Source organism: Hymenobacter nivis, assembly GCF_006439025.1.
Classification (GTDB): Bacteria; Bacteroidota; Bacteroidia; order Cytophagales; family Hymenobacteraceae; genus Hymenobacter; species Hymenobacter nivis_A.
Genome location: NZ_RCYZ01000001.1, coordinates 296,211 through 322,392 on the forward strand (window position 1 = coordinate 296,211; position 26,182 = coordinate 322,392).

Sequence of the window (26,182 nt, forward strand, 5' to 3'; positions counted from 1 at the left end):
GAAAGCAGTTAACCTCCCCTATTGTACTTTTTCCCACCCCCTTGCCTTTTAATCGCCCATTCACCAAACCCCCGAACAGTGATGCAAAAAACCTTACACCTAATAGTTCTACTCTTGCTGCTTTGCCGAGGGTATAGCTACGCCCAGGCAACCAAGATTGCGGGCAGAGTCGTCGGCTCAGACAACGCGCCCCTCATCGGGGTGAGCATCCAGGTGAGCGGCACCTCGCAGGGCACCACCACCGACGTGACCGGCAACTACGCCATCATGGCCCCGGGCAACGGCTCGCTGGTGTTCTCCTACGTGGGCTACCTGCCGCAGACGGTGGCCATCGGCGACCGCTCGACCATTAACGTGGTGCTGGCCAACGACAACAAGGAGCTCGGCGAAGTCGTGGTGACGGCGCTGGGCATCAAGAAGGACGAGCGCAAGCTTGGCTATGCCGTGACCAAAGTGGAAGGCGGCCCGCTCGCGATAGCCCGCGAAACCAACGTGGCCAACTCGCTCGAAGGCCGAGTGGCCGGCCTGAACGTGGGCGGCACCAGTGGGGGCCCCGGCTCATCGGCGCGCCTCAACATCCGGGGCGTGACGTCGTTTTCGGGCACTTCCTCGCCGCTGATCGTCATCAACGGCGTGCCCATGGACAACACCGTGCGGGGCAGCGCCGGCGAGTGGGGCGGCGCCGACCTAGGCGACGGCATCAGCAACATCAACCCCGACGACATTGAAAACGTGACGGTGCTGAAGGGCTCGACCGCTTCGGCCCTGTACGGGGCCCGGGCGGCCAACGGCGTGATTCAGATTACGACCAAGACCGGCTCGCGCACCAAAACCACGATTGAGTACAACACCAACCTGCAGTTTGACCGGGCGGTGAACAACACGGACTTCCAGGACGTGTACGGTCAGGGCAGCCAGGGCCTGCGGCCCACCGACAAGGCCTCGGCCATTGTATCGGGCAACACGGCCTGGGGCCAGCGGCTGGACGGCGCGCCGACCGTCGGCATCGACGGCCAGCAATACGCCTACTCGGCAGTGAAGGGCAACATCAACAATTTCTACCGCGTGGGGCCCTCCTTCACCAACACGGTGGCAATTTCGGGCGGTGGCGACAAGGGCACTTACCGCCTGTCGGTGTCGAACCTGGACAACAAGTCCATCCTGCGCAACAGCGGCCTGACGCGCCGCACCGTGAACTTCAACACGGCCTACGACCTGACCAAGAAGCTGAGCTTCAACCTGTCGGCCAGCTACATCGACCAGAACGACCAGAACCGGCCCCAGCTCAGCGACTCGCCCCTGAACGCCAACAACATCCTGTTCCTGGCCCCCAACATCAACCAGTCTACCCTGGCCCCCGGCTTCGACCCCAACAACAACGGCCTGGAAACGGCTTGGAACGTGGACAGCTACGCCACCAACCCGTGGTTTGTGGTGAACCAGTTCGTAAACAACGTGTCGCGCAAGCGCCTCATTAGCTCGCTTTCGGCCCGGTACGCCTTCACCGACTACCTGTTTTTGCAAGGCCGCATCGGCTACGACTACTCCAGCGACCGCCGCTTTGGCGTGACGCCCTACGGCACGCTGTACTCGACCGCCGGCGAGGGGGCCCTCGACAACCTGACCCTGGGCAGCCGCCTCGAGATGAACTCCGACGCCTTGCTCTCGTTCAACAAGAGCCTCAACCAAGACTTCTCCATCAGCGCCAGCGTGGGGGCCAACTACCGCCGCAACAAGTTTGAGAGCAGCCGCTTGTCCGGCGGGCAGTTCATTGTGCCCTACCTGTACACGCCATCCAACGTGCGCATCGCCAACCGCCCCGAGTACCAGTTCTCGGAGCTGGTAACGCCCTCGCTCTACTACACCGCCGACTTCACCTACCGCTTCCTGACCCTGAGCACGACCGGCCGCTACGACCGCTTCTCGTCGCTGCCCAACGGCAACCGCAGCATCTTCACGCCGTCGGTGGCGGGCAGCTTCATCTTCTCCGACCTGCTCGACTCGCCGGCCCTGAGCTACGGCAAGCTGCGCGCCTCCTACGCCAAGACCAGCGGCGAGGCCGCCAACCCGTACCTGACGCAACAGTACTACAACATCGGTAACCCCATCAACGGCGTGCCGCGTGCTAACACCAGCTCGACGCTGCCCAACGCCAACCTGCGCCCCTACAACCTGCGCGAATTTGAAATCGGCACAGAGCTGAAGTTCCTCAATAACCGCATTGGGGTGGACCTGGCGTACTTCAACCGCAAAACCACCGGTGAGATTGTGAACGCCTCCCTCTCGGTAGCCACGGGCTACGAGGGCACCACCGTGAACCTGGGCTCGACCCTGAACCGCGGCGTAGAGCTGGCCCTGACGCTGGTGCCCATCAAGCGCGGCGCCTTCACCTGGACCTCGTCGTTCAACTTCACCAAGCTGCACAACGAAGTGCTCGACATCGACGGCGGCGCCAACAACCCGCTGCAAACCGGCACCTACCGCCCCATGAACGCCAACATCGGCATCGTGAAGGGCCTCCCCATCTCGCAGGTGCGGGCATACGACTACAAGCGCGACGCCAGCGGCAACGTGATTGTGGGCGCTGATGGCATTCCGCTGCGCGGCGACCTGAAGCCCATGGGCTCGGGCATTGCCAACCTGTACGGCGGCTTCAACAACGATTTCACCTTCAAGAACTTCAACCTGTCGTTCCTGATTGACTACAAGTTCAACAACAAGATCCTCTCGGCCACCGAGTACTACTCGTACACCCGCGGCCTGAACCAGGCCACGCTGACCGGCCGCGAAACCGGCGTAGTAGCTGCCGGCGTGACGGAAAGCGGCGCGGTGAACACGGTGGTGGTGCCCGCCTACACCTACTACCCCACCCTGGCCAGCAACGTGTCGGCCCTGTCGGTGCTCGACGGTAGCTTCATCAAGTTCCGCCAGCTGTCGTTCGGCTACAACTTCAACCAGAGCCTGCTGGCGCGCACGCCGTTCCAAAATATTACCCTGTCGCTGGTGGGCCGCAACCTGTTCACCATCCTCAAGCACACCGACAACATCGACCCCGAGAACACCATCTCGCCGTTGGTTGCCTATGCAGGGGTAGAAGGCGGCTCGCTGCCCTTCGCCCGCACGTACGGCGTCACCCTCAATGTTAAATTCAAATAAGCTAGCGCGATGAGAAAGACTGTTATCTACGCGGCTTTGTCGGCCGTCCTGTTCAGCACTTCCTGCTCGGAAAAATACCTGGATGAGGTAAACACCAACCCCAACGCGGCCTCCGCGGCCAACCTCAACCCCAACTACCTGCTCACCGACGGCCAGCTCACGTTTGCCAACACGGGCTACGGCGAGCTGCTATACCCAGCCCCGGCCATTCAGGCCCTGGCCAGCACGTTCAACTACTACGGCAACGGCGATAAGTACACCAACTCGGGCGGCTTTACCGGCTACCAGGCCCTGCTTTTCGGCCAGGGCTACACGGCCCTGAGCCGCCTGCAGCAGGCCATCGACGTGGCCAACACGCAGGGCGCGACGCGCTTCACCAACTTGATTGCCATCAGCAATATCATGAAAGTCATGATATTCCAGCGCATCACCGATACCTACGGCGACATTCCGTTTACGCAGGCAACAATGGCCACCCAGGGCATCAACACGCCCCAGTACGACAAGCAGCAGGACATCTACCCTGCGCTGCTCACGCAGCTTGACGCGGCCATCACCAGCCTCGACGCTGCGGGCCCCAAGACGGCGGGCGACCTACTCTACGGTGGCGACGTGGCCAAGTGGAAAAAGCTGGGCTACTCGCTGATGGTGCGCGTGGCCATGCGCATGACCAAGGCCAACGCTGCCCTGGCCAAAACCTACACCGAGAAGGCCGCGGCGGCTGGCACCATGACCAGCTACACCGACAATGCCCTGATAAACGGCGACATTGCTTACGGCGACACCCAGAACGCTACGACCAACGCCCTACTCACCACCGACGACTTTCGGGAAGTGAAGTGGAGCAAAACCCTGATTGACTACCTGCGTACCACCAGCGACCCGCGCCTGAGCGCCGTGGCCGAGATTCCGCAGGCCGGCGCTGCCAACAACGCCAACCAGTCGCTGGCCGGTGACAACACGGCTTCGCTGCAGCGCGGCCTGCCCAACGGCTACGACCTGACGGGCGGCGCCTTCGACATCCGCAAGCGCAGCGACTACCCCGGCGGCACCGGCTCGGCCAGCGACCTGGCCCTGGTCGGCGGTTACTCGCGGCCCCGCGTGGCCGTGTACATCCAGCGCAGCGCCCCCAACTTTTTGCTGACCTACGGCGAAACTGAGCTGCTGCTGGCCGAGGCCGCCAGCCGCGGCTGGAGCGTGGGCGCCACGGCCGCCACGCACTATGCCAACGGCGTGCGCGGCGCCATGCTGTCGCTCTCGCAGTTCGGCTCGGCCGCCGCTATCGACGCCTCCACCATTGACGCCTACCTGCTGGCTCGCCCCCTGAGCGCTGCCACTCCGCTCAAGCAAATCAACGAGCAGTACTGGCTGGAGGCCTCCACGACCTTCAACTTCATTGAGGCCTGGAACAACTGGCGCCGCTCGGGCTACCCCGAGCTGACGCCGGTGAACTACCCCGGCAACGTGACCAACGGCACCATTCCGCGCCGCCTCATCTACCCGGTGACGGAGGTATCGAATAACCCCGCCGGCTACGCCATGGGCGTGGCCAGCCTCACCGGCGGCGACCTGCTGACCTCCCGCGTGTGGTGGGATAAGTAGTAGTTAGCTAATTGATTACGAGAGGCTTTACTCCGGGCAAGCCTGGGGTAAAGCCTCTCTTTTTTTACTTATTCAGGAATTGACGCTTTGTCGTATTTGAAAAACCTGCTCGCCCCTTTTCGCCGGCCCCCGGCCCCGCGCCGGCCTTTGGGCCGCTGGTGGGGGGTAGGGCTGGGGCTGGCCGCCGCCCTGCCGCTGCACGCCCAAACCACGCCCTTCGCCGGCCTGGAGGAACTCTTTACGCCGCCCAAGGGCTACGTGGTGCAGCACACAAGCCAGCCGCTGACGATAGACGGTAACCTGCGCGAAAGCGACTGGCTAAAAGCCCCCTGGACCACCGACTTCGTCGATATAGAAGGCGCCAAAAAGCCCCTACCCCCCTTCCAGACGCGGGTGAAGATGCTCTGGAACGACTCGACGCTCTTCATTGCCGCCACCTTGCAGGAGCCCCAGATTTGGGCTTACCAGACGCACCACGACGACATTATTTACAAAGACAACGACTTTGAGGTGTTTATCGACCCCGACAACAATGCGCACCAATATTTTGAAGTGGAAGTAAACGCCCTGAACAAGATTTTTGACTTGTACCTGCCCAAGCCCTACCGCGACAAGGGCGACGCGCTTATCAGCTGGGACGCGGCTGGCCTGCGCTCGGGCGTGGCCCTCAGCGGCACCCTCAATCAGCCGCGGGACATGGACAAAAGCTGGACCGTGGAAATAGCCATTCCGTTGCGGGCCCTGCGCATGGGCTTTCCGTGGCAGCCGCCGGCCGAGGGCGCGCTGTGGCGCATCAACTTCTCGCGCGTGGAATGGGACACTAAAGCGGTGGGTGCCAAAAACGTGAAGCTGCAGGACGCCAGCGGCAAGGACCGGCCCGAGCACAACTGGGTGTGGTCGCCGCAAGGCGTCGTCAACATGCACTACCCCGAGCGCTGGGGCTACTTGCAGTTTACGCGCCGGGCGGGTACCACCTGGCAGCTGCCCGCGGCCGAAGTGCGCAAGCAGTACCTGTGGCTAGTGTACTACCGCCAGCAGCGGTTCAAGGAGAAAAACGGCCGCTACGCCGCCACCCTGGCCGAGCTTGGTATCGCCCCGCAGGTGGAAGTTGATAACCAAGCGAACCAGCTGGAGCTGGCCGCCACGCCCTACCAGTTCACGGCCACCATCACGGCGGCCGGTGGGGCCCCCATCCGCCTCAACGACGAAGGACTCATCGAAACCCTCAAGCCCTAGCCCCGCCATGACGAACCGCCGCAAATTTGTTCAGAACAGCCTGCTGGTGGGCCTGGCCGCGCCGCTGCTGCCCGCCGTGGCCCAGGCCGCCCTGCCCGCCCCTACCCCCCCCAAGGCCGGCTGGAAGCACTGGGTCTGGACCAACCCCGACCAGAAAGACACCGCCGACCAGCTGGCCGAGCGCTACCGCAGCTACTACGAGGCGGGCGTGCGGGGCATCTTTTTCGAGGCCGACAGCGAGCGGCACTTCCGCGCCGCCAAGGCCCAGAAGCTGGAGGCCCACCGCTGGATTTGGACCATGAACAGGGGCGAGAAAACGCTGCTGGCCGCCCACCCCGAGTGGTACGCCGTGAGCCGCAAGGGCGACTCCTGCGCCACCCACCCGCCCTACGTGGACTACTACCGCTGGCTGTGCCCCTCGCGCGAGGAGGTGAAGCAGTACCTGGAGCAGGACTACGCCGCCGCCCTCAAAAAGGACTACATCGACGGCATTCACCTCGACTACGTGCGGTTTTGCGACGTCATTTTGCCCGTCAACCTGTGGGATAAATACGGCATTGTGCAAACCAGCGAGCTGCCCGAATACGACTTTTGCTACTGCCCGGTGTGCAAGGCGGCCTACAAGGCCGAGTGCGGCGAGGACATTGATAAAGTGCAGTACCCCGAAGCCAGCCCTTCGTGGCGCGCCTTCCGCTACCAGCGCGTGAACGAGGTGGTGCGCCGCCTCACGGCCGTGGCCAAGCAGTACCGCAAGCCCATCACGGCCGCCGTATTTCCGACCCCCGACATTGCCCACCGCAACGTGAAGCAGGACTGGGTGAACTGGAACATCAGCGCCGTGTGCCCCATGATTTACCACGGCTTCTACAAGGAAAACGTGTCCTGGATTGGCCAGGCGGTGAAGGAAGGCGTGGGGGCCCTAAACGGCAAGTTCCCGCTCTACGCGGGGCTGTACCTGTCCGATTTTAAGAGCGATGCCGAGCTGACGCAGGGCATCGAGCTGGCCCTGCGCCACGGCGCGGCGGGCGTTTCGCTCTTCGGCAACGTGTCGGCGGCGGCGCTGGGGGCCCTAAAGGCGGCCTCGGCTACGGTGCGCGGCTAGCGGGGGGTAGGGCGAGCGTCGTACATTTTAGCTTGCAAAGCTTTTTGCAGCCTTTATTCATCAATTCCTTGAGCGTTTTCACCACCAAATTAGGGGCCCCGGGGGCCTGCTGGCGCGCTGGCTGCCGGCTGCTGCTCACGCTGATGGGGCTGGGCGGCGCGCTGGGCAGCCGGGCGCAGCAGCGGGAGCAGCAGCCGCTGTTCACGCTGCTCAGCGCGCAGGAAACGGGCATCGCGTTCAACAACGCCGTGAGCGAAAACGAGGCGCTCAACATTTTGTCCTACGAGTACTTCTACAACGGCGGCGGCGTGGCGGTGGGCGACATCAACGACGACGGCCTGCCCGACCTGATGCTCACCGGCAACATGCGGCCTAACCGGCTGTACCTTAACTTGGGCGGCTGCAAATTCAAGGATATTACCGACCAGGCCAACCCGGGGCTGGGCGGGCGCAAGGACGGCTGGAAAACCGGCGTGACAATGGCCGACGTGAACGGCGACGGCCGCCTCGACATCTACGTATGCTACTCGGGCAAGAAGGCCGACGACGTGCGCCGCAACCAGCTGTTCATCAACCAGGGCAACAACAAGTTTGAGGAGCAGGCCCACCAGTACGGCCTCGACGACCCCGGCTACAGCACGCAGGCCGCGTTTTTCGACTTCGATAACGACGGCGACCTCGACATGTTTTTGCTCAATCACAACATCAAAAAGATTGACAACATGGCGTTTGCGCGCTACCAGGGCGAGGTAGATGCGCTGGCCGGCAACAAGCTGTTCAAAAACGAGGGCGGCCATTTCACCGACGTTTCCAAGGCCGCCGGCATCGTGCAGAGCCCCCTCACGTTTGGCCTGGGCATTGCCGTGGCCGACATCAACAAGGACGGCTGGCAGGACATTTACGTCACCAACGACTACAACGAGCCCGATTACCTGTACCTGAACAACAAAAACGGCACGTTTACCAACCAGGCGCAGCGGGTGCTGCGGCACCATTCCCACTTTTCGATGGGCGTGGACATTGCCGACTTCAACAACGACGCGCAGCCCGATATTTTCACGCTCGACATGCTGCCGGCCGATAACCACCGCCAGAAATCGCTGCAGCTGGAGGAAAACTACGAGGTATTTGAGCTGATGCAGCAGCAGGGCCTTTACCCGCAGTACATGCGCAACATGCTGCACCTCAACAACGGCGACGGCACGTTTAGCGAAATCGGGCAGCTGGCCGGCGTGGCCAAAACCGACTGGAGCTGGTGCCCGCTCATCGCCGATTTCGACAACGACGGCTACAAGGACATTTACATCAGCAACGGCTACCTGCGCGACTACACCAACAAGGATTTTTTGCGCTACTGGGGCGATTACAAGATTAAAAAGGCGATGGCCCGCGAGCCGTTTCTGCTCATGGACCTCGTGACGGCCATGCCGGCCACGGCGGTGCCCGACTACATTTTTCGCAACGAGCACAACCTCACCTTCTCCAACAAGCAGCAGGAATGGGGCCTCAACCAGGCCAATATTTCGAACGGCGCCGTGTACGCCGACCTTGACAACGACGGCGATTTGGACCTGGTGGTGAACACGATAAACCAGCCGGCCAGCATCTACCGCAACCACAGCACCGACGCTAACCACACCAACTACCTGGCCCTCAGGCTCCGGGGCCCCGGCGCCAACACCCAGGCCGTGGGGGCCAAGGTGTACGTACACACGCCCGGCCAGGTGCAGTACCAGGAGGTGAACCCCAACCGGGGCTACCTCTCGTGCGTGTCCACGGTGCTCAACTTTGGGTTGGGCACCGCCGCGCGCGCCGATTCGGTGCGCATTGTGTGGCCCGACCAGACCACGCAGCTGCTCACCGCCGTGAAGGCCAACCAGCTGCTGCGCGTGAGCGCCAAGCCGGGGGCCCTACCCGCCGCCCCGCCGCTGGCCCGCGCCGCCAAGCCGGTGTTCCGGACCGCCGCGCCGCTGTTTGATTTCCAGCCCGAGCAGGAGTCGCTGAACGACTTTAAGCGCCAGCTGCTCATGCTGTTTATGTATTCTAAAACGGCCCCGGTAATCACTAAGGCCGATGTGAACCGCGACGGCCTGGACGACCTGTTTGTGAGCGGCGCGCCCGGCGAGGTGGGCCGGCTGTACGTGCAGCAGCCGGGCGGCACGTTTGTGGCCGCCGCGCTGGGCCGCCCTACCCCCCGCCCCACCGGCACCGTGGCGGCGGCCACGTTCTTCGACGCCAACGGCGACGGGGCCCCCGACCTGTACCTGGCCAAGGGTGGCTACGCCCTCTACGAAGCTGGGCAGGACGAGCTGCAGGACGAGCTGTACCTCAACGACGGCCGCGGGCACCTGGCGCTGGCCCCCGCCGCCCTACCCCCCCTCAGCGCGGCCAGCAAGGGCTGCGTGCGCGCCGCCGACGTGGACCACGACGGCGACCTCGACCTGTTTGTGGGCGGGCGCGTCATTCCGGGACGCTACCCCCTGCCCCCCCCCAGCTACCTGCTGCTCAACGACGGCAAGGGCACCTTTGCGGCGGCCGAGGTGCCGTTTGCTCACGCCGGCATGGTGACCGATGCGCAGTGGGCCGACCTCAACCACGACGGCCGCCCCGACCTGGTGCTGTGCGGCGAGATGATGCCGCTAACCGTGTGGCTCAACACCCCGCAAGGCTTTCAGGACCAGACCGCGGCCTACTTTGGCACGCCGCAGCCCGGCTTTTGGTTTAGCCTGCACGTGGCCGACGTGAACGCCGACGGCCAGCCCGACATCGTGGCCGGCAACCTGGGCCTGAACAGCCCGCTGCGCGGCACCCCCGCCGAGCCCGCCACGCTCTACTACGCTGATTTTGACAACAATGGCTCCCTCGACCCCTTCCTCAACTTCTTCGTGGATGGCAAGAGCTACCCCTTCGTGAGCCGCGACGAACTGAACGACGTCATCTACCCCATGCGCCGCCGCTTCACCTCCTACAAGGCCTACGCCGATGCTACCATGACGGAGATTTTTGCCCCCGAAGACCTGACCAAAGCCAGCAAACTGGAAGCTACTGAGCTGCGCACCATGCTGTATATCAACAATAAAGGAAAATTCATAGCCACCGAGCTACCCATGGAAGCCCAGTTTTCGATGGTGACCCAGATTACCAGCGGCGACTACAACCACGACGGCCACCCCGACCTGCTGCTGCTGGGCAACCACACCGACAACCGCCTGAAAGTAGGCAGCCTCGACGCCAGCTACGGCTGCCTGCTGCAGGGCAACGGCCAGGGCGGCTTCCGCTACGTGCCGCAGCCGTCGGCCGGCCTCAGCGTGGTGGGCGACGTGAAATCGGTGAGCGAAATTACGGTGGCCAAGCAGCCCTACCTGGTGGTGGGCGTCGGCAACGGGCCCGTGCAGTTTTACAAAGCACCATGATAAAGCACGCACTACTACTGGCCGCGTTGGCCGCTACCACGTTGGTACCCGGCAGCGTAGCCGCCGGGGGGCCCCAGCCCGCCGGGGCCCTCGACCCCAGCAAGGCGCTCGACGCCATCAACATGACGATGGTGCACGACGTCATCAGCCCCCCGGCCGCGGCACGCTACTACGCCTACAGCATGCTGGGGGCCTACAGCATTGTGGCGGCCCGCAACAAGAGCCTGCCCCCGGCGCAGCACCTGGTCAAAGGCTTCGGCGCCGACCTGCGGCTGGACACCGTGCGCGCCCCCTACGACTACCAGGTTGCCGCCTACTACAGCATGCTCGAAACGGCCCGCCTGCTGCTGCCCTCGGGCGAAAACCTGGCCGACGAAGAAGCCAGCTTTTTGCAGGACATGGCCAAGCAGGGCCGCAAGCCGGCGGTGTTGCGCCAGTCGGTGCGGGTGGGGCAGCTGGCGGCGGCGGCCGTGGTTAAACTTTCTAAATCAGACCACTACGCGCAGCTGAGCACCCTCAAGCGCTACACCCCGGTGCGCGCCGAGGGCAGCTGGTACCCTACCCCCCCCGCCTACCTCGAAGCCGTGGAGCCCAACTGGAAAACCATTCGCCCGCTGGTTATCGACTCGGCCGGCGAGTTTCGGCCGGTGCGGCCCTGCGCTTTCAGCAAAGACACGGCCTCGGCCTTTTTCCATCAGGTGCTGGCCGTGTACAAGGCCGGCAAGCAGCTCACCGAAGAGCAGATTCAGGTAGCCCAGTTTTGGGATTGCAACCCGTTTGCTGTCAACACCTCGGGCCACATGGCCATTGGCTTCAAGAAAATCAGCCCCGGCGGGCACTGGATGAACATCGCCGCCCTGGTGGCCCGGCAGCAGAAAGTGGGGTTCGACAAAACTGTCTATGTGCTTCTTGCCGAAGGCATTACCCTCATGGATTCCTTCATCAGCACTTGGGATGCCAAGTACCTGACCAACCGCATTCGCCCCGAAACTTACATCAACAAGTACCTGGACGTGAAGTGGCAGCCCTTTTTGCAAACGCCGCCCTTCCCGGAGTACACCAGCGGGCACGCCGTGGTGTCCAACGCCTCGGCCGAGGTGCTCACCTACCTGCTGGGCGACCACATCGCCTACGTCGACAACACGGAAATCCCGTTTGGCAGCGGTGAGCGGTCCTTCAAGTCGTTCCGCCAGGCCGCCCAGGAGGCATCCGTGTCGCGCTTCTACGGCGGCATCCACTACATGGACAGCGTGACCGGCGGCAACGAGCAGGGACAGAAAATAGGCCGCTACATCGTAGCTAAAATCCTGATGCCCAACAAGAAATCCTTATCTAAAAAATAGTACCGGGGCCCCTAAGCAAGCCACCGGCTCGGCACCGCTGGGCTGGCAGCCTAGCCGGCCGGTCCGACCTGCCAACGCAAGTAAGCAGGTGCCTTCTGGCCGCTCCAGGGGTTGCTTAAACATTTTAGCAAAGCTGCTTTTCAGCTCATGTAATTGATGTTCTGTTAATTATCATCATTCTGTACTTTCCATTGATTGGCAGGTGCTGGACGGGACACGCAGCATTTTTTCATTTTATTCTCTTTTCCCATGCTGCGCGTGTATTTTTCCAGCTCGGTACCTGCGCCTGCCCAGCTGGTTGGTGGGCAGCGCCCGGGGCCCAAGGGCGGGCTGATACTCGGTATATCAATGGGAAGGCGTGGTTTGCCAGCGCAGCCCGATATTGCCGACCTAAAAGGTTTTAGCAAGCCGCTGGCCAGTACGCACGCCAACCGGTTACTTGCTGCAAATGGCCTGAATGCTCGCCAGCCTACTGTCCTCATTTATCACGGATGGCATCGGCTGGCTTTGCTTGGCCCGCGCACCGCGGGCGTTCGGCCGGTTGCCTTTGCCGAAGAATAGGGCCCCGGGCTAGCGCATAGTGCTACATATGTACCCCGCAGGGCCGGCACAGTAGATGGCCGCGGGGCGCTTACGCCACACGGCGGCCGCAAAGAATTAATCGCTTGACTTTCAACAAATAGCTTACCCCATTAATGAAAAAAGTAACCCTCGCCCTCGCCTTGCTCGCCGCGGCCAGCGCCCTACCGGCCCGGGCCCAGCAGCAGGGCATCCACCAGCAGTCGACGCAGTACGAAGCGCCCACCGACCCGCTCGTGGTGCAGAAGCTGGACAAGTGGCGCGACCAGAAGTTTGGGCTCATCCTGCACTGGGGCATATACGCCATTCCGGGCATTATCGAGTCGTGGACCATCTGCTCGGAAGACTGGATTGAGCGCGACAGCACCGTGGCCTATGAGGACTATAAGAAGCACTACTGGGACTATAGCAAGCAGTTCAACCCCACTAAATTCAACCCCGAGCAGTGGGCCAGCGTGGCCAAAAAAGCCGGCATGCGCTACCTGGTGTTCACCACCAAGCACCACGACGGCTTCAACATGTTCGACACGAAGGAGTCGGATTTCAAGATCAGCAGCGGGCCGTTTAAGGACAACCCGCGGGCCGACGTGGCCAAGTACGTGTTCGACGCTTTCCGCAAGGAAGGCTTCATGATCGGGGCCTATTTCTCGAAGCCCGACTGGCACTCGCAGGATTTCTGGTGGTCAAAATACGCCACGCCCAACCGCAACGTGAACTACGACATCAAGAAGTACCCGTGGCGCTGGAAAAAGTACCAGGACTTCACCTACAACCAGATTGGGGAGCTGATGCACAACTACGGGAGCATGGACATTCTGTGGCTCGACGGCGGCTGGGTGCGGCCCAAGGAAACCGTGAACGACGAGGTGCGCTCGTGGGGGGCCCCCATCCCGGAGTTCAGCCAGGACGTGAACATGCCGCGCATTGCCGCCATGGCCCGCCAGGCCCAGCCCGGCCTGCTGATGGTGGACCGCACCGTGCACGGGCCCTACGAAAACTACCAAACGCCCGAGCAAAAGGTGCCCGACCGGCCGCTGGCCAACCCCTGGGAAAGCTGCCTGACCCTGGCCAACAACTGGGGCTTCGTACCCAACGACGTGTATAAGTCGCCCACCAAAATCGTTCACACGCTGGTGGAAGTGGTGGCCAAGGGCGGCAGCCTGCTGCTGGGCGTGGGCCCCAAGCCTGACGGCACCCTCGACCAGGAGGCGGTGACACGCCTGGCGGCCATTGGCAAGTGGCTGGACGTGAACGGCGCGGCCATTTACGGCACCCGGGCCACGGCGCGCTTCCAGGACGGCACCACGTACTTCACGCAGGGCAAAACCGGCACCCGCTACGCCATTGCCTGCCTGCCCGAAAGCCAGCCCGCCCCCGCCACCGTGGCCTGGACCGGCAACGTGCCCAAAAAAGGCAGCGCCGTGAAGCTGCTCCAAACCGGCAAAACGGTGAAGTGGACCAGCGACGGCGACAAGGTGACGGTAATGTTGCCCGCGGCATTGTCCAAAACGGCCGGGGCTTACCCGGCGCTGGCCTTTGCCTTTGCCGCGCGCTAGCCGGGGGCCCCGGCCCGTGGGGGCCCTGTTTTCTACGCGCTCAGTTGGGCGCGCACAACTACGTAATAATATGCTGAAGCAGCTTTTTTTCGGGTTAAGCGTGGCCTGTGCGGCGCCCGCCCTGGCGCAGTCCGCCAGCCCGCCGCTCTATAAGAACGCTAAGGCCCCCACCGAAGCCCGCGTGCAGGACCTGCTGGGCCGCATGACGCGGGAAGAGAAAGTGGGCCAGCTCTCGACCCTGCTGGGCTGGGAAATGTACCAGAAGCAGGGCCCTAAAGTGGACGTCAGCCCCGCCTACCGCAAGGCCGTGGACGAGCGCCACATCGGCATGCTGTGGGCCACGCTGCGCGCCGACCCGTGGACCCAGAAAACGCTGCTCACCGGCCTGAACCCGACACTATCGGCCGAGGCCACCAATGCCCTGCAGAAGTACGCCCGCGAGCACACGCGGCTGGGCATTCCGCTGCTGCTGGCTGAGGAGTGCCCGCACGGCCACATGGCCATTGGCACCACGGTGTTCCCCACCTCCATCGGCCAGAGCAGCACCTGGGACCCCGCCCTGATCGAGCAGATGGCCACCGCCATTGCCGCCGAGGCCCGCGCCCAGGGGGCCCACGTGGGCTACGGCCCGGTGCTGGACCTGGCCCGCGAGCCGCGCTGGTCGCGGGTGGAGGAAACTTACGGCGAAGACCCAGTGCTGAACAGCGCCATGGGCGTGGCCATGGTGCGCGGCTTCCAGGGCCCCACCGGCCCGGTGGGTGGGCCCCACATCATCTCCACCCTCAAGCACTTCACGGCCTACGGCGTGCCCGAGGGCGGGCACAACGGGGGCAGCATCAGCACGGGGCCCCGCGAGCTGTACCAGAGCTTTCTGCCACCGTTCCGGGCCGCCGTCAAGGCGGGGGCCCTGTCGGTGATGACGGCCTACAACTCCGTGGACGGCGTGCCGTGCTCGGCTAACGAATTCTTGCTGACGGACTTGCTGCGCAAGCAGTGGGGTTTTCAGGGCTTCACGGTGTCGGACTTGGGCAGCATTTCGGGCCTGGTGGGCGGGCACCGCGTGGCAGCTACGGCCCCGGCGGCGGCGGCACTGGCCATCAACGCCGGCCTCGACACCGACCTCAGCGGCTACGGCTACGACAAGGAGCTGCTGGCAGCGGTGAATAGCGGCGCGGTATCGAGTGAGGTGCTGGACAGAGCGGTGGGCCGACTGCTGCGCCAGAAGTTCGAAATGGGCTTGTTTGAAAACCCCTACGTGGCGGTGAAAAACGCGGCCAAGCAGGTGAAAACGCCCGCCCACGTGCAGCTCGCGCGCCGCGTGGCGCAGGAATCGGTGGTGCTGCTGAAGAACGAGGGCGACTTGCTGCCGCTCAGCAAAACCCTGAAAACCATTGCCGTCATTGGCCCGAACGCCGACAACATTTACAACCAGCTCGGCGACTACACCGCGCCCCAGCCCGACGACAACGTGGTGACGGTGCTGGAGGGCATCAAGGCCAAGGTGTCGGCCGCAACGAAAGTGACTTACGTGAAGGGCTGCGCCATCCGCGACACCACGAGCGCCGACCTGGCGGGCGCGGTGGCGGCGGCCCGGGGGGCCCAAGTGGCGGTGGTGGTGGTGGGCGGCTCCAGCGCCCGCGACTTCAAAACTGAGTACCAGAGCACCGGCGCGGCCACCGTGACGGCCGCCGCGGGTGGCCAACTCGTCAGCGACATGGAGAGCGGCGAGGGCTACGACCGGGCCACGCTGGACTTACTGGGCAAGCAACTGGCGCTGGTGCAGGCCGTGGCGGCCACCGGCACGCCGGTGGTGGTGGTGCTAATCAAGGGCCGGCCGCTGAACCTGAACTGGTTGGCGGCCCACGTGCCCGCGATGCTCGACGCCTGGTACCCGGGCCAGGAGGGCGGTAATGCCGTGGCCGACGTGCTGTTTGGCGACGTGAACCCGGCCGGGCGCCTGCCGATTTCGGTGCCCAAAAGCGTGGGCCAGCTGCCCATCTACTACAACTACAAAACCCCCACCCGGCACGACTACGTGGAGATGGACGCCAAGCCACTTTACAGCTTCGGCTACGGGCTGAGCTACGCCAAATTTGCCTACGCCGACCTGCGCACCGACGTGGTGGAAAGCGCGGGCACGGTGCAGGTCAACGTCAGCTTCAAGGTGAAAAACACCAGCGCACGGGCCGGCGACGAAGTGGCGCAACTCTACCTCAACGACAACGTCAGCTCGACGGTGACGCCCGCCAAGCAGCTCAAGAAATTCCAGCGCCTGGCGCTAAAAGCCGGCGAGGAACGGACGGTGACCTTTGCCCTGGGCCCCGACGAGCTGATGCTGCTGGACCCCAAAATGAACTGGGTGGTGGAGCCGGGCACCTTCACCGCGATGGTGGGCGCCGCGTCGGACGACATCCGGCTGAAAGCCGATTTCCAGGTGCGGCAAGCCCTTGCTGTACCCGCTGGCAATAAATAGCCGGGCATTTTTACTTGATTCCTTTACCCATCTACGCCAACAACTGCCCCCTGGGGGCCCTTGCCGATGACTTACCGCTTGCCCTTTTGCCTGCTGTGTGCGCTGCTACTTCACCTGCCGCTGTGGGCCCAAACCCAGCGCGAACTCAACTCGGGCTGGCAATGCCTGCCCGCTGCGAAGGTCAGCGTACAAGGGCCGGCGCTGTCGCAGCCATCGTACGCCCTGACGGGGTGGGCCCCGGCCGTGGTGCCCGGCACCGTGCTCACCACCCAACTGGCGAATAAGCAGGTGCCCGACCCGTTCTACGGGATGAACAACAAGCACATTCCGGACATTTACACCACCGGCCGCGACTACTACACCTACTGGTTTGTGCAGGACTTCACGGAAGCGCCGCTGGCCGGCCAGCAGCAACTGTGGCTGCACCTGCGGGGCGTGAACTACAGCTGCGAGCTGTACCTGAACGGCCAGAAGGTGAACAAGCAGACGCACCACGGCATGTTTCTGCGCCAGGCCTACAACATCACGCCCCTGCTGGCCCGCAACGGCCGCAACCGCCTGGCTGTCATCGTGTACCCGGCCGACCCGGTGGGCAACCCCAACGGCGGCCAGGGCGGCGACGGCCGCATTGCCAAGAGCGTGGCCACCCAGTACACGGCGGGCTGGGACTGGATCCAGCCCATTCGGGACCGCAACACCGGCATCTGGGACAAGGTGGTGCTGGAGCGTACCGGGGCCGTGAACCTGAAAAACCCGCACGTGGTGACGCGCGTGCCCGGCGTGCGCTTGCCCACGGGGCCCCAGGCGCCGGCCATCGTGCAGGTGTCGGCCGAACTGGAAAACCCGACCGCGCAGGCCGTGGCGGGGGCCCTCACCTACACCCTCGACGGCCACACGGTATCGCAGCCGGTGAACATTCCGGCGCGCGCCACCAAGGTGGTCAGCCTCAAGAACCTGAGCTTGCCCAACCCCAAGCTGTGGTGGCCCAACGGCTACGGGGCCCAGCATTTGTACCCGCTGAAAATGCAGTTCGTGGTCGGCAAAACCGTGTCCGATGTGGAAACGGTGGACGTGGGCGTGCGCGAAATCCAGACCCAGTGGAACACCAAAACCGAAAGCCGGCAGGTGCTGGTGAACGGCCAGAAGGTGTTCATCAAGGGCGGGAACTGGATTATTTCGGACGCCATGCTCCGCTTTACCGATGCGCGCTACGACGCCGAAATCCGGTTCCACCGCGACATGAACCTGAACCTGATCCGCATTTGGGGCGGGGCCCTGGTGGAGCGGCCCGAGTTTTACGCGGCCTGCGACAAGTACGGCCTGCTCGTGATCCAGGACTTCTGGGTGTCGGGCGACGCCAACGGACGTTGGCTGGACCCGCAGAAGGCCGACGACCAGTGGACGCGCCGCAAGTACCCCGACGACCACCGGCTGTTCATCAACTCGGCCGCCGACCAGGTGAAGATGGTGCGCAACCACGCCTCGCTGGCCATGTGGTGCGGCGGCAACGAAATCACCCCGCCGAAGGACATCTACACGGCCCTGGCCGATTCCATCATTCCGAAGCTCGACGGCACGCGTTGGCTCATTCCGTATTCTAACTCCGATAGCCTGTCGTACAACCGCTTGGGCGGCAACGGCGACGGACCCTACGGCATCCAGGACCCGCGCAGCTTCTGGGGCACCCGCACCTACCCGTTCAACTCGGAGGTGGGCTCGGTGGGCGTGGGCGACTACGAATCGCTGGAGCGCTTCATTCCCAAGGCCAACTTGGTGGCGCCCCAGTACCTGGGCCCGGCCAGCAAAAACGCCGAAAAAGCCGACTCCGTCTGGACCTACCACACCTACACCGGCGTGGGGTACAACCAGTACATTTTGCCCTACGGGGCCCCCAAAGACGTTCGGGACTTCGGCCTGAAGGCCCAGCTCGTGAACTACGACCAGTACCGCGCCCTGATGGAAGGCTTCAGCGCCCACATGTGGGATTGGTACACGGGCACCATCATCTGGAAAACGCAGAACCCCTGGACGGCCATGCGCGGCCAGATGTACGACTACTACCTCGACCCCAACGCCTGCCTCTACGGGCTGCGCAGCGGCAGCGCCCCGCTGCACCCCATGTACAACCCCGTGGACAGCATGGTGATGATCGTCAACAACTCGTTTGCTGTGCAGCGCGACCTGATGCTGGTGGTGGACGCCTACGACCTGGCCGGCAAGAAGACCAACATCACCCAGGTCATCGTGGAAATCAACCCGTCGATGGCCAAAAACTACCTGCCCATTGGGCCCCTGGTGCGGCGCATGGCCAAGGACAAGGGCATGTTCCTCTCCATTCAATTGCTGGACCTGAACAAGAAAGTGGTCAGCAGCAACTTCTACTGGCTGGCCGATGCGAAGGGCGAGTATTCGGGGCTGAAAACGATGGCCAAAACCACCGTTAAAGTAACCGCCAAGCAGCTGGCCAAAAACCAAATATCCGTGACGCTCACCAACCCGGCCAACGCCCCGGTGGCCTTCTTCAACCGCCTGGCCCTGGTGAACCCGCAGACGCAGCAGCGCCTGCTGCCCGTGTTCTACAGCGACAACTACGTGTCGGTACTGCCCGGCGAAAGCACCACCGTGGTGATGGACTACCCGCCCGGGGGCCCCGCGCCCCTGGTGTCGGTAGAAGGCTGGAACGTGGAGAAGCAACTGCTGCCGGTGGGGGCTAATTAGAAACACGCCCGACTAGCATCTACGGTCCAGAATCTCTGCTATTGCACTCATCCATGCCCAAGTCTCCGCTGCCAACCCAAGTGCTCCTCTGCCTGCTCTGCGCCTTGCTCCTCGGGCGGACGGGGGCGGCGCAGCCGGGGCCCAATGCGTACCCGCTGATTCCGTACCCCGCCTCCCTGGTGCCGGCCGCGGGCAGCTTTCCCATCACTCGCGCCACCCGCCTGGCCATGCCCGGCGCAGCGAAGGTATTTGCGCAGGAAGCCGCGCAGCTGCAAGCCCTGCTGGCCTACGGTCTGGGGCAGCCCCTGAAGCCGGCCGCAGCCGCCGGGGCCAACACCATTGTGCTGGTGTACGACGCCACCATTGGGGCCCCGGAGGGCTACCGCCTCACCGTCACACCCCAGCGGGTGACGCTGGCGGCCAAGGAGCCGGCGGGCATGTTCCGGGCCGTGCAAACGGTGCGGCAGCTGCTGCCGCCCACCATCGAGCGGGCCGGCGCTGGGGCCCCACTGCGGCTGCCCGCCGTGCGCATCGAAGACCGGCCCGCCTACGCCTGGCGCGGGATGCACCTCGATGTGGCCCGCCACTTTTTCTCGGTCAATTACCTCAAAAAGTACCTCGACCTGCTCGCCCTCTACAAGTTCAACAAGCTGCACTTGCACCTGACCGACGACCAGGGCTGGCGCATCGAAATCAAGAAATACCCCGAGCTGACCGCCCAGGGGGCCTGGCGCACGTTCAACAAGCAGGACTCCAGTTGCATTAAGAAATCGAAGGACAACCCCGACTTTGCCCTCGACCCCCAGCACCTGCGGCAGCGCAACGGCCGCACCGAGTACGGCGGCTTTTACACCCAGGCGCAGCTCAAGGACGTGATTGCCTACGCCGCGGCCCGGCACATCGAAATCATCCCCGAAGTGGACATGCCCGGCCACATGATGGCCGCCCTTAAGGCGTACCCCGACCTCTCCTGCACCGGCAGCGCCACCTGGGGCAAGGAGTTTTCGGTACCGCTGTGCCCCTGCAACGAAGGCACCTACACCTTCGCCGAGAACGTGCTGAGCGAGGTGGCCGCCCTCTTTCCCAGCCCCTACGTGCACATCGGGGCCGACGAGGTGGAGAAAACCACCTGGGCCCAGGCGGGCGCCTGCACCGCGCTGATGCAGCGCGAGGGCATCAAGGACGTGAATGGGCTGCAGAGCTACTTTGTGCGCCGCATCGAGCGGTTTTTGCAGTCGAAAGGCAAGAAAATGATTGGCTGGGACGAGGTGCTGGACGGCGGCGTAGACGCCAGCGCCACCGTGATGTACTGGCGCAGCTGGGTGCCCGACGCCCCCGCCCGCGCCGCCCGCAACGGCAACCAAGTCATCATGACCACCAACAACCCGCTGTACTTCGACTACTTGCCCGATAAAAATTCGATTGCCCAAGTGTACCAGTTTAAGCCCACGCCGGCGGGCCTGAACCCGCAGGAAGCCAAGGCCATTCTGGGGGCCCAAGCCAACCTCTGGACCGAAACCGTGCCCTCGGAAAACCGCGCCGATTACATGGTGGCGCCCCGCATGACCGCCCTGGCCGAAGTGGTGTGGACCAACCGGCCCGATTACGCCGGCTACCTGCAGCGCCTGAAGGCCCACTACGCCCGGCTGGCCCGAATGGGGGTGCACTACCGCGTGCCCGACCTTGCCGGGTTTGCCGAGGAGAGCGTGTTCACCACCAGCACCGCGCTGGCCGTGCAAAAGCCTTTGGACAACCTGATCCTGCGCTACACCACCGACGGCAGCGCCCCCACGCCCACCTCCCCCACCCTGGCAAAACCGCTGCCCATCAGCCAACCCGTTACGGTGAAGCTGGCGGCCTACACCCCGGAGGGCCTAAAGGGCGACACCTACACCATCCACTATCAGCAGCAAAACTATGCCGAACCCGTGCGCGGCAAAACGCCCGCCGCCGGCCTCACCGCCACCTACTTCGACGGCTATTTCCCCACCGCCCGCATGCAGGGGGCCCCGGCCAAGGGCAGCGCCGTTGTGACGGAAATAGCCGTGCCCAAGGCCGCCGAGGCTGACAAGTTTGGGGTGCAGTTCCGCGGCTACCTCGACGTGCCGGCCACGGGCATCTACACCTTCTACCTGACCTGCGACGATGGCGGCACGCTGCAAATTGCGGATCGGATGGTGGTCGACAACGGCGGCTTGCATTCGGCCATTGAAAAGAACGGCCAGGTGGCCCTAGCCAAAGGCTTGCAGCCGCTGGCCCTCGACTTTGTGGAAGGCGGCGGCGGCTACAAGCTGCTGCTCCAATACAGCCTCAACGGCAGCCCGCCGCAGCCCGTGCCGGCCGGCTGGCTTCGGCACTAAGCCCTTGTGCCCGAGCCCGGCTAGTACTACCCTGGCAAGATATCTCCTCCCATCCTACCCTAGTTGCTTAAGCAAATGCGTTTTATGAAGTATCGCCCATCCCAACTTAGTTATTTTGTGGCCGCGCTGGCCGGGGCCCTGGCCCCGCTGGCGGCCACCGCCGGCACCCCGCCGCCCCGGGCCCCACGTCCGGCCCCGGCGGCTAGCCTCACGCAATACGTGGACCCGTACATCGGCACGGGGTTTCACGGCCACGTGTTCTTGGGCGCCAACGTGCCGTTTGGCGCCGTGCAGCTCGGGCCGGTCAACCGCTCCGAGGGCTGGGACTGGTGCTCGGGCTACCATTTTTCCGACTCCACCATCGTGGGCTTTTCGCACACGCACCTCAGCGGCACCGGCATCGGCGACCTGGGCGACGTGGCCGTGATGCCCACCACCGGCGAGGTGCGGGTGGTGAAAGGCACGCCCAAAAACCCGCAGAAGGGCTTCATCTCGCTGTTTTCGCACAAAGAGGAGCGCGTGCGGCCCGGCTACTACAGCGTGCGCCTGAAGCGCTACAACATCAAGGCCGAGCTGACGACCTCCGAGCGGGTGGGCTTCCACCAGTACACGTTCCCGAAGTCCGACGCGGCGCACTTGGTGTTCGACTTGCAGCAGGGCATCGGCTGGGATTTGGCCACCGATACCCACATCGAAAAGCTCAACGACAGCACCTTGGTGGGCTACCGGTACTCCAAGGGCTGGGCCAAGGAACAGCGCCTCTACTTCGCGGCGGTCTTCTCGAAGCCCATCCGGCAGTTCACGAGCGTGCAGGTGACGGATTCCTTGGGTAATACGACGCCCGCCGCCAGCGGCAACCGCCTGAAGGGCGTCGTCACCTTCACCACTACCGAAGGCGAAAAAGTGAAGCTGAAAGTGGGCATTTCGCCCGTCAGCACCACCAACGCCATGGCCAACATCCGGGCCGAAATCCCGGGCTGGAACTTCGCCAAAGTGGCTGCCGCCGCCGATGCCGCCTGGAACCAGGAGCTGCAAAAGGTGCGCGTGCAGGCCGACCCGGCCCGGATGAAAACCTTCTACACGGCGCTCTACCACACCATGGTGGCCCCCTCCATCTTCAACGACCACAACGGCGACTACTGGGGCACCGACAAAAAGGTGCACACCAACCCCGGCTTCACCAACCTCACCACGTTCTCGCTCTGGGACACGTACCGCGCGGCGCACCCGCTCTTCACCCTGCTCCAGCCCAAGCGCGTGAACGACATGGTGCAGAGTATGTTGGCCATTTACCAGCAGCAGGGCAAGCTGCCGGTGTGGCACCTCATGGCCAACGAAACCAACACCATGGTGGGCTACAGCGCCGTGCCGGTGGTGGTCGACGCCTACCTCAAGGGCTTCAAGGGCTTCGACGCCAACCTGGCCTACGAGGCCGTGAAGGCCACCGCCATGCGCGACGAGTCGGGCCTGAAAGCCGTAAAGGCCCAGGGGTTCATTCCGGCCGACAGCGAGGTTGAGAACGTGTCGAAAGGCCTGGAATACGCCGTGGACGACTGGTGCATCGCGCAGATGGCCAAGCAGATGGGCAAGACCGACGACTACGCCTACTTCAGCAAGCGTGCCCAGAACTACCGCAACTACTTCGACCCGCGCGTGGGCTTCATGCGCGGCCGGGTGTCGCAAACCGAGTGGCGCACGCCGTTCAGCCCCTTCTCGTCGGTGCACATGAAAAGCGACTTCACGGAGGGCAACGCCTGGCAGTACACCTGGCTGGTGCCGCAGGACGTGGAGGGCCTCATCGGCCTGCTGGGGGGCGAAAAGCGCTTCAGCCAGAAGCTCGACTCACTATTCACGGTGAAGGGCGACATGGGCGCCGAAGCCTCGCCCGACATCTCGGGCCTCATCGGCATGTACGCCCACGGCAACGAGCCGGGCCACCACATCACCTACCTCTACAGCTACGTGGGCCAGCCCTGGAAAACGGCCGAGAAGGTCCGCTTCATCACCGAAAACTTCTACACCACCAAGCCCGACGGCATCATCGGCAATGAGGACGTGGGGCAGATGTCGGCCTGGCACGTGCTCTCCACCCTCGGCTTTTACCCCCTGAACCCGGCCAACGGCACCTACATCTTCGGCAGCCCATCGGTCAACCAAGCCACCCTGGCGCTGGCCGGCGGCAAAACGCTGGCCATCGAGGCCAAAAACAACAGCGCGGCCAACAAGTACATCCAGCGCGTGCTGCGCAACGGCCAGCCCTATACGAAGTCCTACATCACGCACCAGGACCTGCTGCGAGGCGGCAAGCTCGTGTTTGAGATGGGGCCCCAGCCCAGCGCCACTTGGGGCGTGGCCGCGGCCGACCGCCCAAAATCGGTGATGAAGTAAGTATTTCGATGCGGCGGCGGCCCCGTTAGGGCCCCCGCGTTGCCCGCGGTTTGCCGCTTTGCGCGCCCATTTTTTTCACTCCCTGAGCCTTTCCCTTATGCCTTCGTTCCCCGCTCGCCTCGGCGCTTTCCTCACCACCGGCCTCCTGCTGGGGGGCCCCGCGTTTGCGCAGCAGCCCGCGGGCCCGCTGGGCCTGGTGCCGCTGCCCCGCGAGGTGCAAACCAGCACCGGCGCCTACGCCCTGCCCCAAAAAATCAGCGTGTACGCCGCCGGCCCGGCCGCCCAAAACGTGGCCGAGCTGCTGAAAGGCTTTTTGGCACCGCTGGGCAAAACCGTGGCCCTGACCACCAACCGCCAGGCCGCCCAAATCCGGTTGCTGACGGCGGCGGCCACGCCCGGGGGCCCCGAGGGCTACGAGCTGGTGGTGGACAAAAGCGGCGTGAGCATCTCGGCGGCGGGCGGCGCGGGCCTGTTTTATGGCAGCCAGACGCTGCTGCAGCTGCTGCCGCCCACGGCCACGGCCGCCGCGCGCGTGCCCTACGTGCGCATTGCCGACGAGCCGGCGTTCAAGTGGCGCGGGGGCATGCTCGACGTATGCCGCCATTTCTTCCCGGTGTCGTTCGTGAAGAAGTACATCGATTTTTTGGCCGCCTACAAGCTCAACACCTTCCACTGGCACCTGACCGACGACCAGGGCTGGCGCATCGAAATCAAGAAGTACCCCAAGCTCACGCAAATCAGTGCCTTCCGCAAGGAAACGCTGATTGGAGCCCAGCAAACGTTCAAAACGCCCGCCGATTTCAAGTACGACGGCACGCCCTACGGCGGCTTCTACACCCAGGACCAGATCCGCGAGGTGGTGGCCTATGCCCAGAAACGGTACATCACGGTGGTGCCCGAAATCGAGATGCCGGGCCATTCGGTGGCCATCCTGGCCGCCTACCCCGAGCTGGCCTGCAAGCCGGGGCCCTACGAAACCTGGACGATGTGGGGCGTCATCGACGACATCGTGTGCCCCACCGAGCCCACGTTCACGTTCTTTGAGAACGTACTGGCCGAGGTGTGCACCCTGTTTCCGGGGCCCTACGTGCACATTGGCGGCGACGAAGCCCCCAAAACCCGCTGGAAGGAAAGCGCGGCGGTGCAGGAAATCATGAAAAAGGAGGGCTACACCGACGTGGAGAAGGTCCAGGGCTGGTTCAACCGCCGCATCGAGGCCTTTCTGACGGGCAAGGGCAAAAAGATGATCGGCTGGGACGAGATTCTGGAAGGCGGCATCGACGACAAGGCCACCGTGATGAGCTGGCGCGGCGAGAAAGGCGGCATCGAAGCGGCCCAGCACGGCAACGACGTGGTGATGTCGCCCGCCGGCTACCTCTACCTGGACGCCGGCCAGAACCCGCAGATCCACAGCCCCAACGAGCCGCTGATGATCGGCGGCTACCTGCCCCTGGAAAAGGTGTACGGCTACAACCCCCTGCCCAAAGAGCTCACCCCGGCGCAGCAAAAGCACGTGCTGGGGCCCCAGGCCAACCTCTGGACCGAGTACATCGCCACCCCGGCCAAGGCCGAGTACATGCTCTTTCCCCGCCTGCTGGCCGTGTCGGAAGTGGCCTGGACGCCCGCGGCCAAGAAAAACTACGCCGACTTTCTGCCCCGCCTGGGCCAGCAGTTTGCCCGCCTCGACGCCCACCGCATCAACTACCGCGTGCCCGAGCCCGTGGGCCTCGACAGCCTGAGCGCGGCGAAGCAGAGCGGCAAGGCCGTGTTCACGCTCCGCTCCCTGGTGCCGGGGGCCCAAATCCGCTACACCCTCGACGGCCTCATGCCCGACGAAACCACCGAGCTCTACACCAAGCCGCTGGCCGTGCCGCAGGGCAAGCGCCTGCTGGTGCGCGCCGTCACCATCGCCCCCAACGGCCGCAAAAGCCCCCCCGCCGAGCTGCTGGTGAAGTAGCAGTGGGGCCCCGGGCCGGGCCCCGCCGCCGGCCATTGGCGCGGCACACGCCGCCGCTTGCGGGGGCTGGCCCGGGGGCTTCACAATAAAAAAGGCTTTCCTGCGCGCAGGAAAGCCTTTTTTGTGGGCCCACTTGGAATCGAACCAAGGACCTACTGATTATGAGTCAGTTGCTCTAACCGATTGAGCTATAGGCCCTTAGCAACCGCCATCAGGCAGGTTACTGGCCCAAAGATACGCCGCCACCCGCAATTATGTGTACAAGCCCGGGTGCAAAGGCCCCGGGCAGGGGCGAACTT

13 protein-coding genes and 1 tRNA gene are annotated in these 26,182 nt (G+C 63.9%); 13 read left to right on the forward strand and 1 reads right to left on the reverse strand.

The annotated features are described in order from the left end of the window. The first annotated feature begins 114 nt into the window (after window positions 1-114). The 13 genes from EAH73_RS01025 to EAH73_RS01085 all read left to right on the forward strand — a co-directional run bounded on the left by EAH73_RS01025 (window position 115) and on the right by EAH73_RS01085 (window position 25,883). Window positions 115-3,156, forward strand: coding sequence for a SusC/RagA family TonB-linked outer membrane protein (locus EAH73_RS01025; protein ID WP_240047093.1), 3,042 nt, complete (start codon window positions 115-117; stop codon window positions 3,154-3,156). Between the two features lie 9 nt (window positions 3,157-3,165). Further along, a complete protein-coding gene (locus EAH73_RS01030; RefSeq protein WP_140464447.1) occupies window positions 3,166-4,758 on the forward strand; it encodes a SusD/RagB family nutrient-binding outer membrane lipoprotein in 1,593 nt (530 codons plus the stop codon). A 96-nt stretch (window positions 4,759-4,854) separates the two neighbouring features. Next, window positions 4,855-5,994 (forward strand): carbohydrate-binding family 9-like protein, encoded by a 1,140-nt coding sequence (locus tag EAH73_RS01035; protein ID WP_240047094.1) that lies wholly within the window; start codon window positions 4,855-4,857, stop codon window positions 5,992-5,994. A 7-nt stretch (window positions 5,995-6,001) separates the two neighbouring features. Continuing rightward, window positions 6,002-7,096: a family 10 glycosylhydrolase gene (locus EAH73_RS01040; RefSeq protein ID WP_140464448.1), complete on the forward strand. Its 1,095-nt coding sequence runs from the start codon at window positions 6,002-6,004 to the stop codon at window positions 7,094-7,096. Window positions 7,097-7,239: 143 nt separating this feature from the next. Continuing rightward, window positions 7,240-10,509, forward strand: coding sequence for a VCBS repeat-containing protein (locus EAH73_RS01045; protein WP_140465271.1), 3,270 nt, complete (start codon window positions 7,240-7,242; stop codon window positions 10,507-10,509). Continuing rightward, window positions 10,506-11,852, forward strand: a complete 1,347-nt coding sequence (locus EAH73_RS01050) for a vanadium-dependent haloperoxidase (protein WP_140464449.1) — start codon at window positions 10,506-10,508, stop codon at window positions 11,850-11,852. The genes EAH73_RS01045 and EAH73_RS01050 overlap by 4 nt, the downstream gene beginning before the upstream one ends. 249 nt (window positions 11,853-12,101) lie before the next feature. After that, window positions 12,102-12,413 carry a hypothetical protein gene (locus EAH73_RS01055; RefSeq protein ID WP_140464450.1) on the forward strand — a complete coding sequence of 104 codons (312 nt, stop codon included), beginning with the start codon at window positions 12,102-12,104 and terminating at the stop codon, window positions 12,411-12,413. Between the two features lie 134 nt (window positions 12,414-12,547). Then, on the forward strand, window positions 12,548-13,987 hold the full coding sequence (locus EAH73_RS01060) for an alpha-L-fucosidase (RefSeq protein WP_140464451.1): 1,440 nt from the start codon (window positions 12,548-12,550) through the stop codon (window positions 13,985-13,987). Between the two features lie 70 nt (window positions 13,988-14,057). After that, entirely contained in the window at window positions 14,058-16,460 is a 2,403-nt protein-coding gene (locus tag EAH73_RS01065) for a glycoside hydrolase family 3 N-terminal domain-containing protein (RefSeq protein WP_140464452.1), read from the forward strand. Window positions 16,461-16,526: 66 nt separating this feature from the next. Beyond that, entirely contained in the window at window positions 16,527-19,178 is a 2,652-nt protein-coding gene (locus tag EAH73_RS01070; RefSeq protein ID WP_140464453.1) for a glycoside hydrolase family 2 protein, read from the forward strand. Window positions 19,179-19,231: 53 nt separating this feature from the next. Continuing rightward, on the forward strand, window positions 19,232-21,538 hold the full coding sequence (locus EAH73_RS01075) for a family 20 glycosylhydrolase (RefSeq protein WP_140464454.1): 2,307 nt from the start codon (window positions 19,232-19,234) through the stop codon (window positions 21,536-21,538). A gap of 84 nt (window positions 21,539-21,622) precedes the next feature. Then, entirely contained in the window at window positions 21,623-23,926 is a 2,304-nt protein-coding gene (locus EAH73_RS01080) for a GH92 family glycosyl hydrolase (protein ID WP_140464455.1), read from the forward strand. A gap of 97 nt (window positions 23,927-24,023) precedes the next feature. Further along, on the forward strand, window positions 24,024-25,883 hold the full coding sequence (locus EAH73_RS01085; RefSeq protein WP_140464456.1) for a beta-N-acetylhexosaminidase: 1,860 nt from the start codon (window positions 24,024-24,026) through the stop codon (window positions 25,881-25,883). A gap of 124 nt (window positions 25,884-26,007) precedes the next feature. Here the strand turns inward: EAH73_RS01085 and EAH73_RS01090 are convergent. Continuing rightward, window positions 26,008-26,081 (reverse strand) — tRNA-Ile (locus EAH73_RS01090). Window positions 26,082-26,182: the final 101 nt, after the last annotated feature.

What these genes read in the sequence shown, in the direction of transcription:
- EAH73_RS01030 (WP_140464447.1), top strand. Translation starts at nt 3,166, where the DNA reads ATGAGAAAGACTGTTATCTACGCGGCTTTGTCGGCCGTCCTGTTCAGC.
- EAH73_RS01040 (WP_140464448.1), top strand. Translation starts at nt 6,002, where the DNA reads ATGACGAACCGCCGCAAATTTGTTCAGAACAGCCTGCTGGTGGGCCTG.
- EAH73_RS01045 (WP_140465271.1), top strand. Translation starts at nt 7,240, where the DNA reads ATGGGGCTGGGCGGCGCGCTGGGCAGCCGGGCGCAGCAGCGGGAGCAG.
- EAH73_RS01050 (WP_140464449.1), top strand. Translation starts at nt 10,506, where the DNA reads ATGATAAAGCACGCACTACTACTGGCCGCGTTGGCCGCTACCACGTTG.
- EAH73_RS01055 (WP_140464450.1), top strand. Translation starts at nt 12,102, where the DNA reads ATGCTGCGCGTGTATTTTTCCAGCTCGGTACCTGCGCCTGCCCAGCTG.
- EAH73_RS01060 (WP_140464451.1), top strand. Translation starts at nt 12,548, where the DNA reads ATGAAAAAAGTAACCCTCGCCCTCGCCTTGCTCGCCGCGGCCAGCGCC.
- EAH73_RS01065 (WP_140464452.1), top strand. Translation starts at nt 14,058, where the DNA reads ATGCTGAAGCAGCTTTTTTTCGGGTTAAGCGTGGCCTGTGCGGCGCCC.
- EAH73_RS01070 (WP_140464453.1), top strand. Translation starts at nt 16,527, where the DNA reads ATGACTTACCGCTTGCCCTTTTGCCTGCTGTGTGCGCTGCTACTTCAC.
- EAH73_RS01075 (WP_140464454.1), top strand. Translation starts at nt 19,232, where the DNA reads ATGCCCAAGTCTCCGCTGCCAACCCAAGTGCTCCTCTGCCTGCTCTGC.
- EAH73_RS01080 (WP_140464455.1), top strand. Translation starts at nt 21,623, where the DNA reads ATGAAGTATCGCCCATCCCAACTTAGTTATTTTGTGGCCGCGCTGGCC.
- EAH73_RS01085 (WP_140464456.1), top strand. Translation starts at nt 24,024, where the DNA reads ATGCCTTCGTTCCCCGCTCGCCTCGGCGCTTTCCTCACCACCGGCCTC.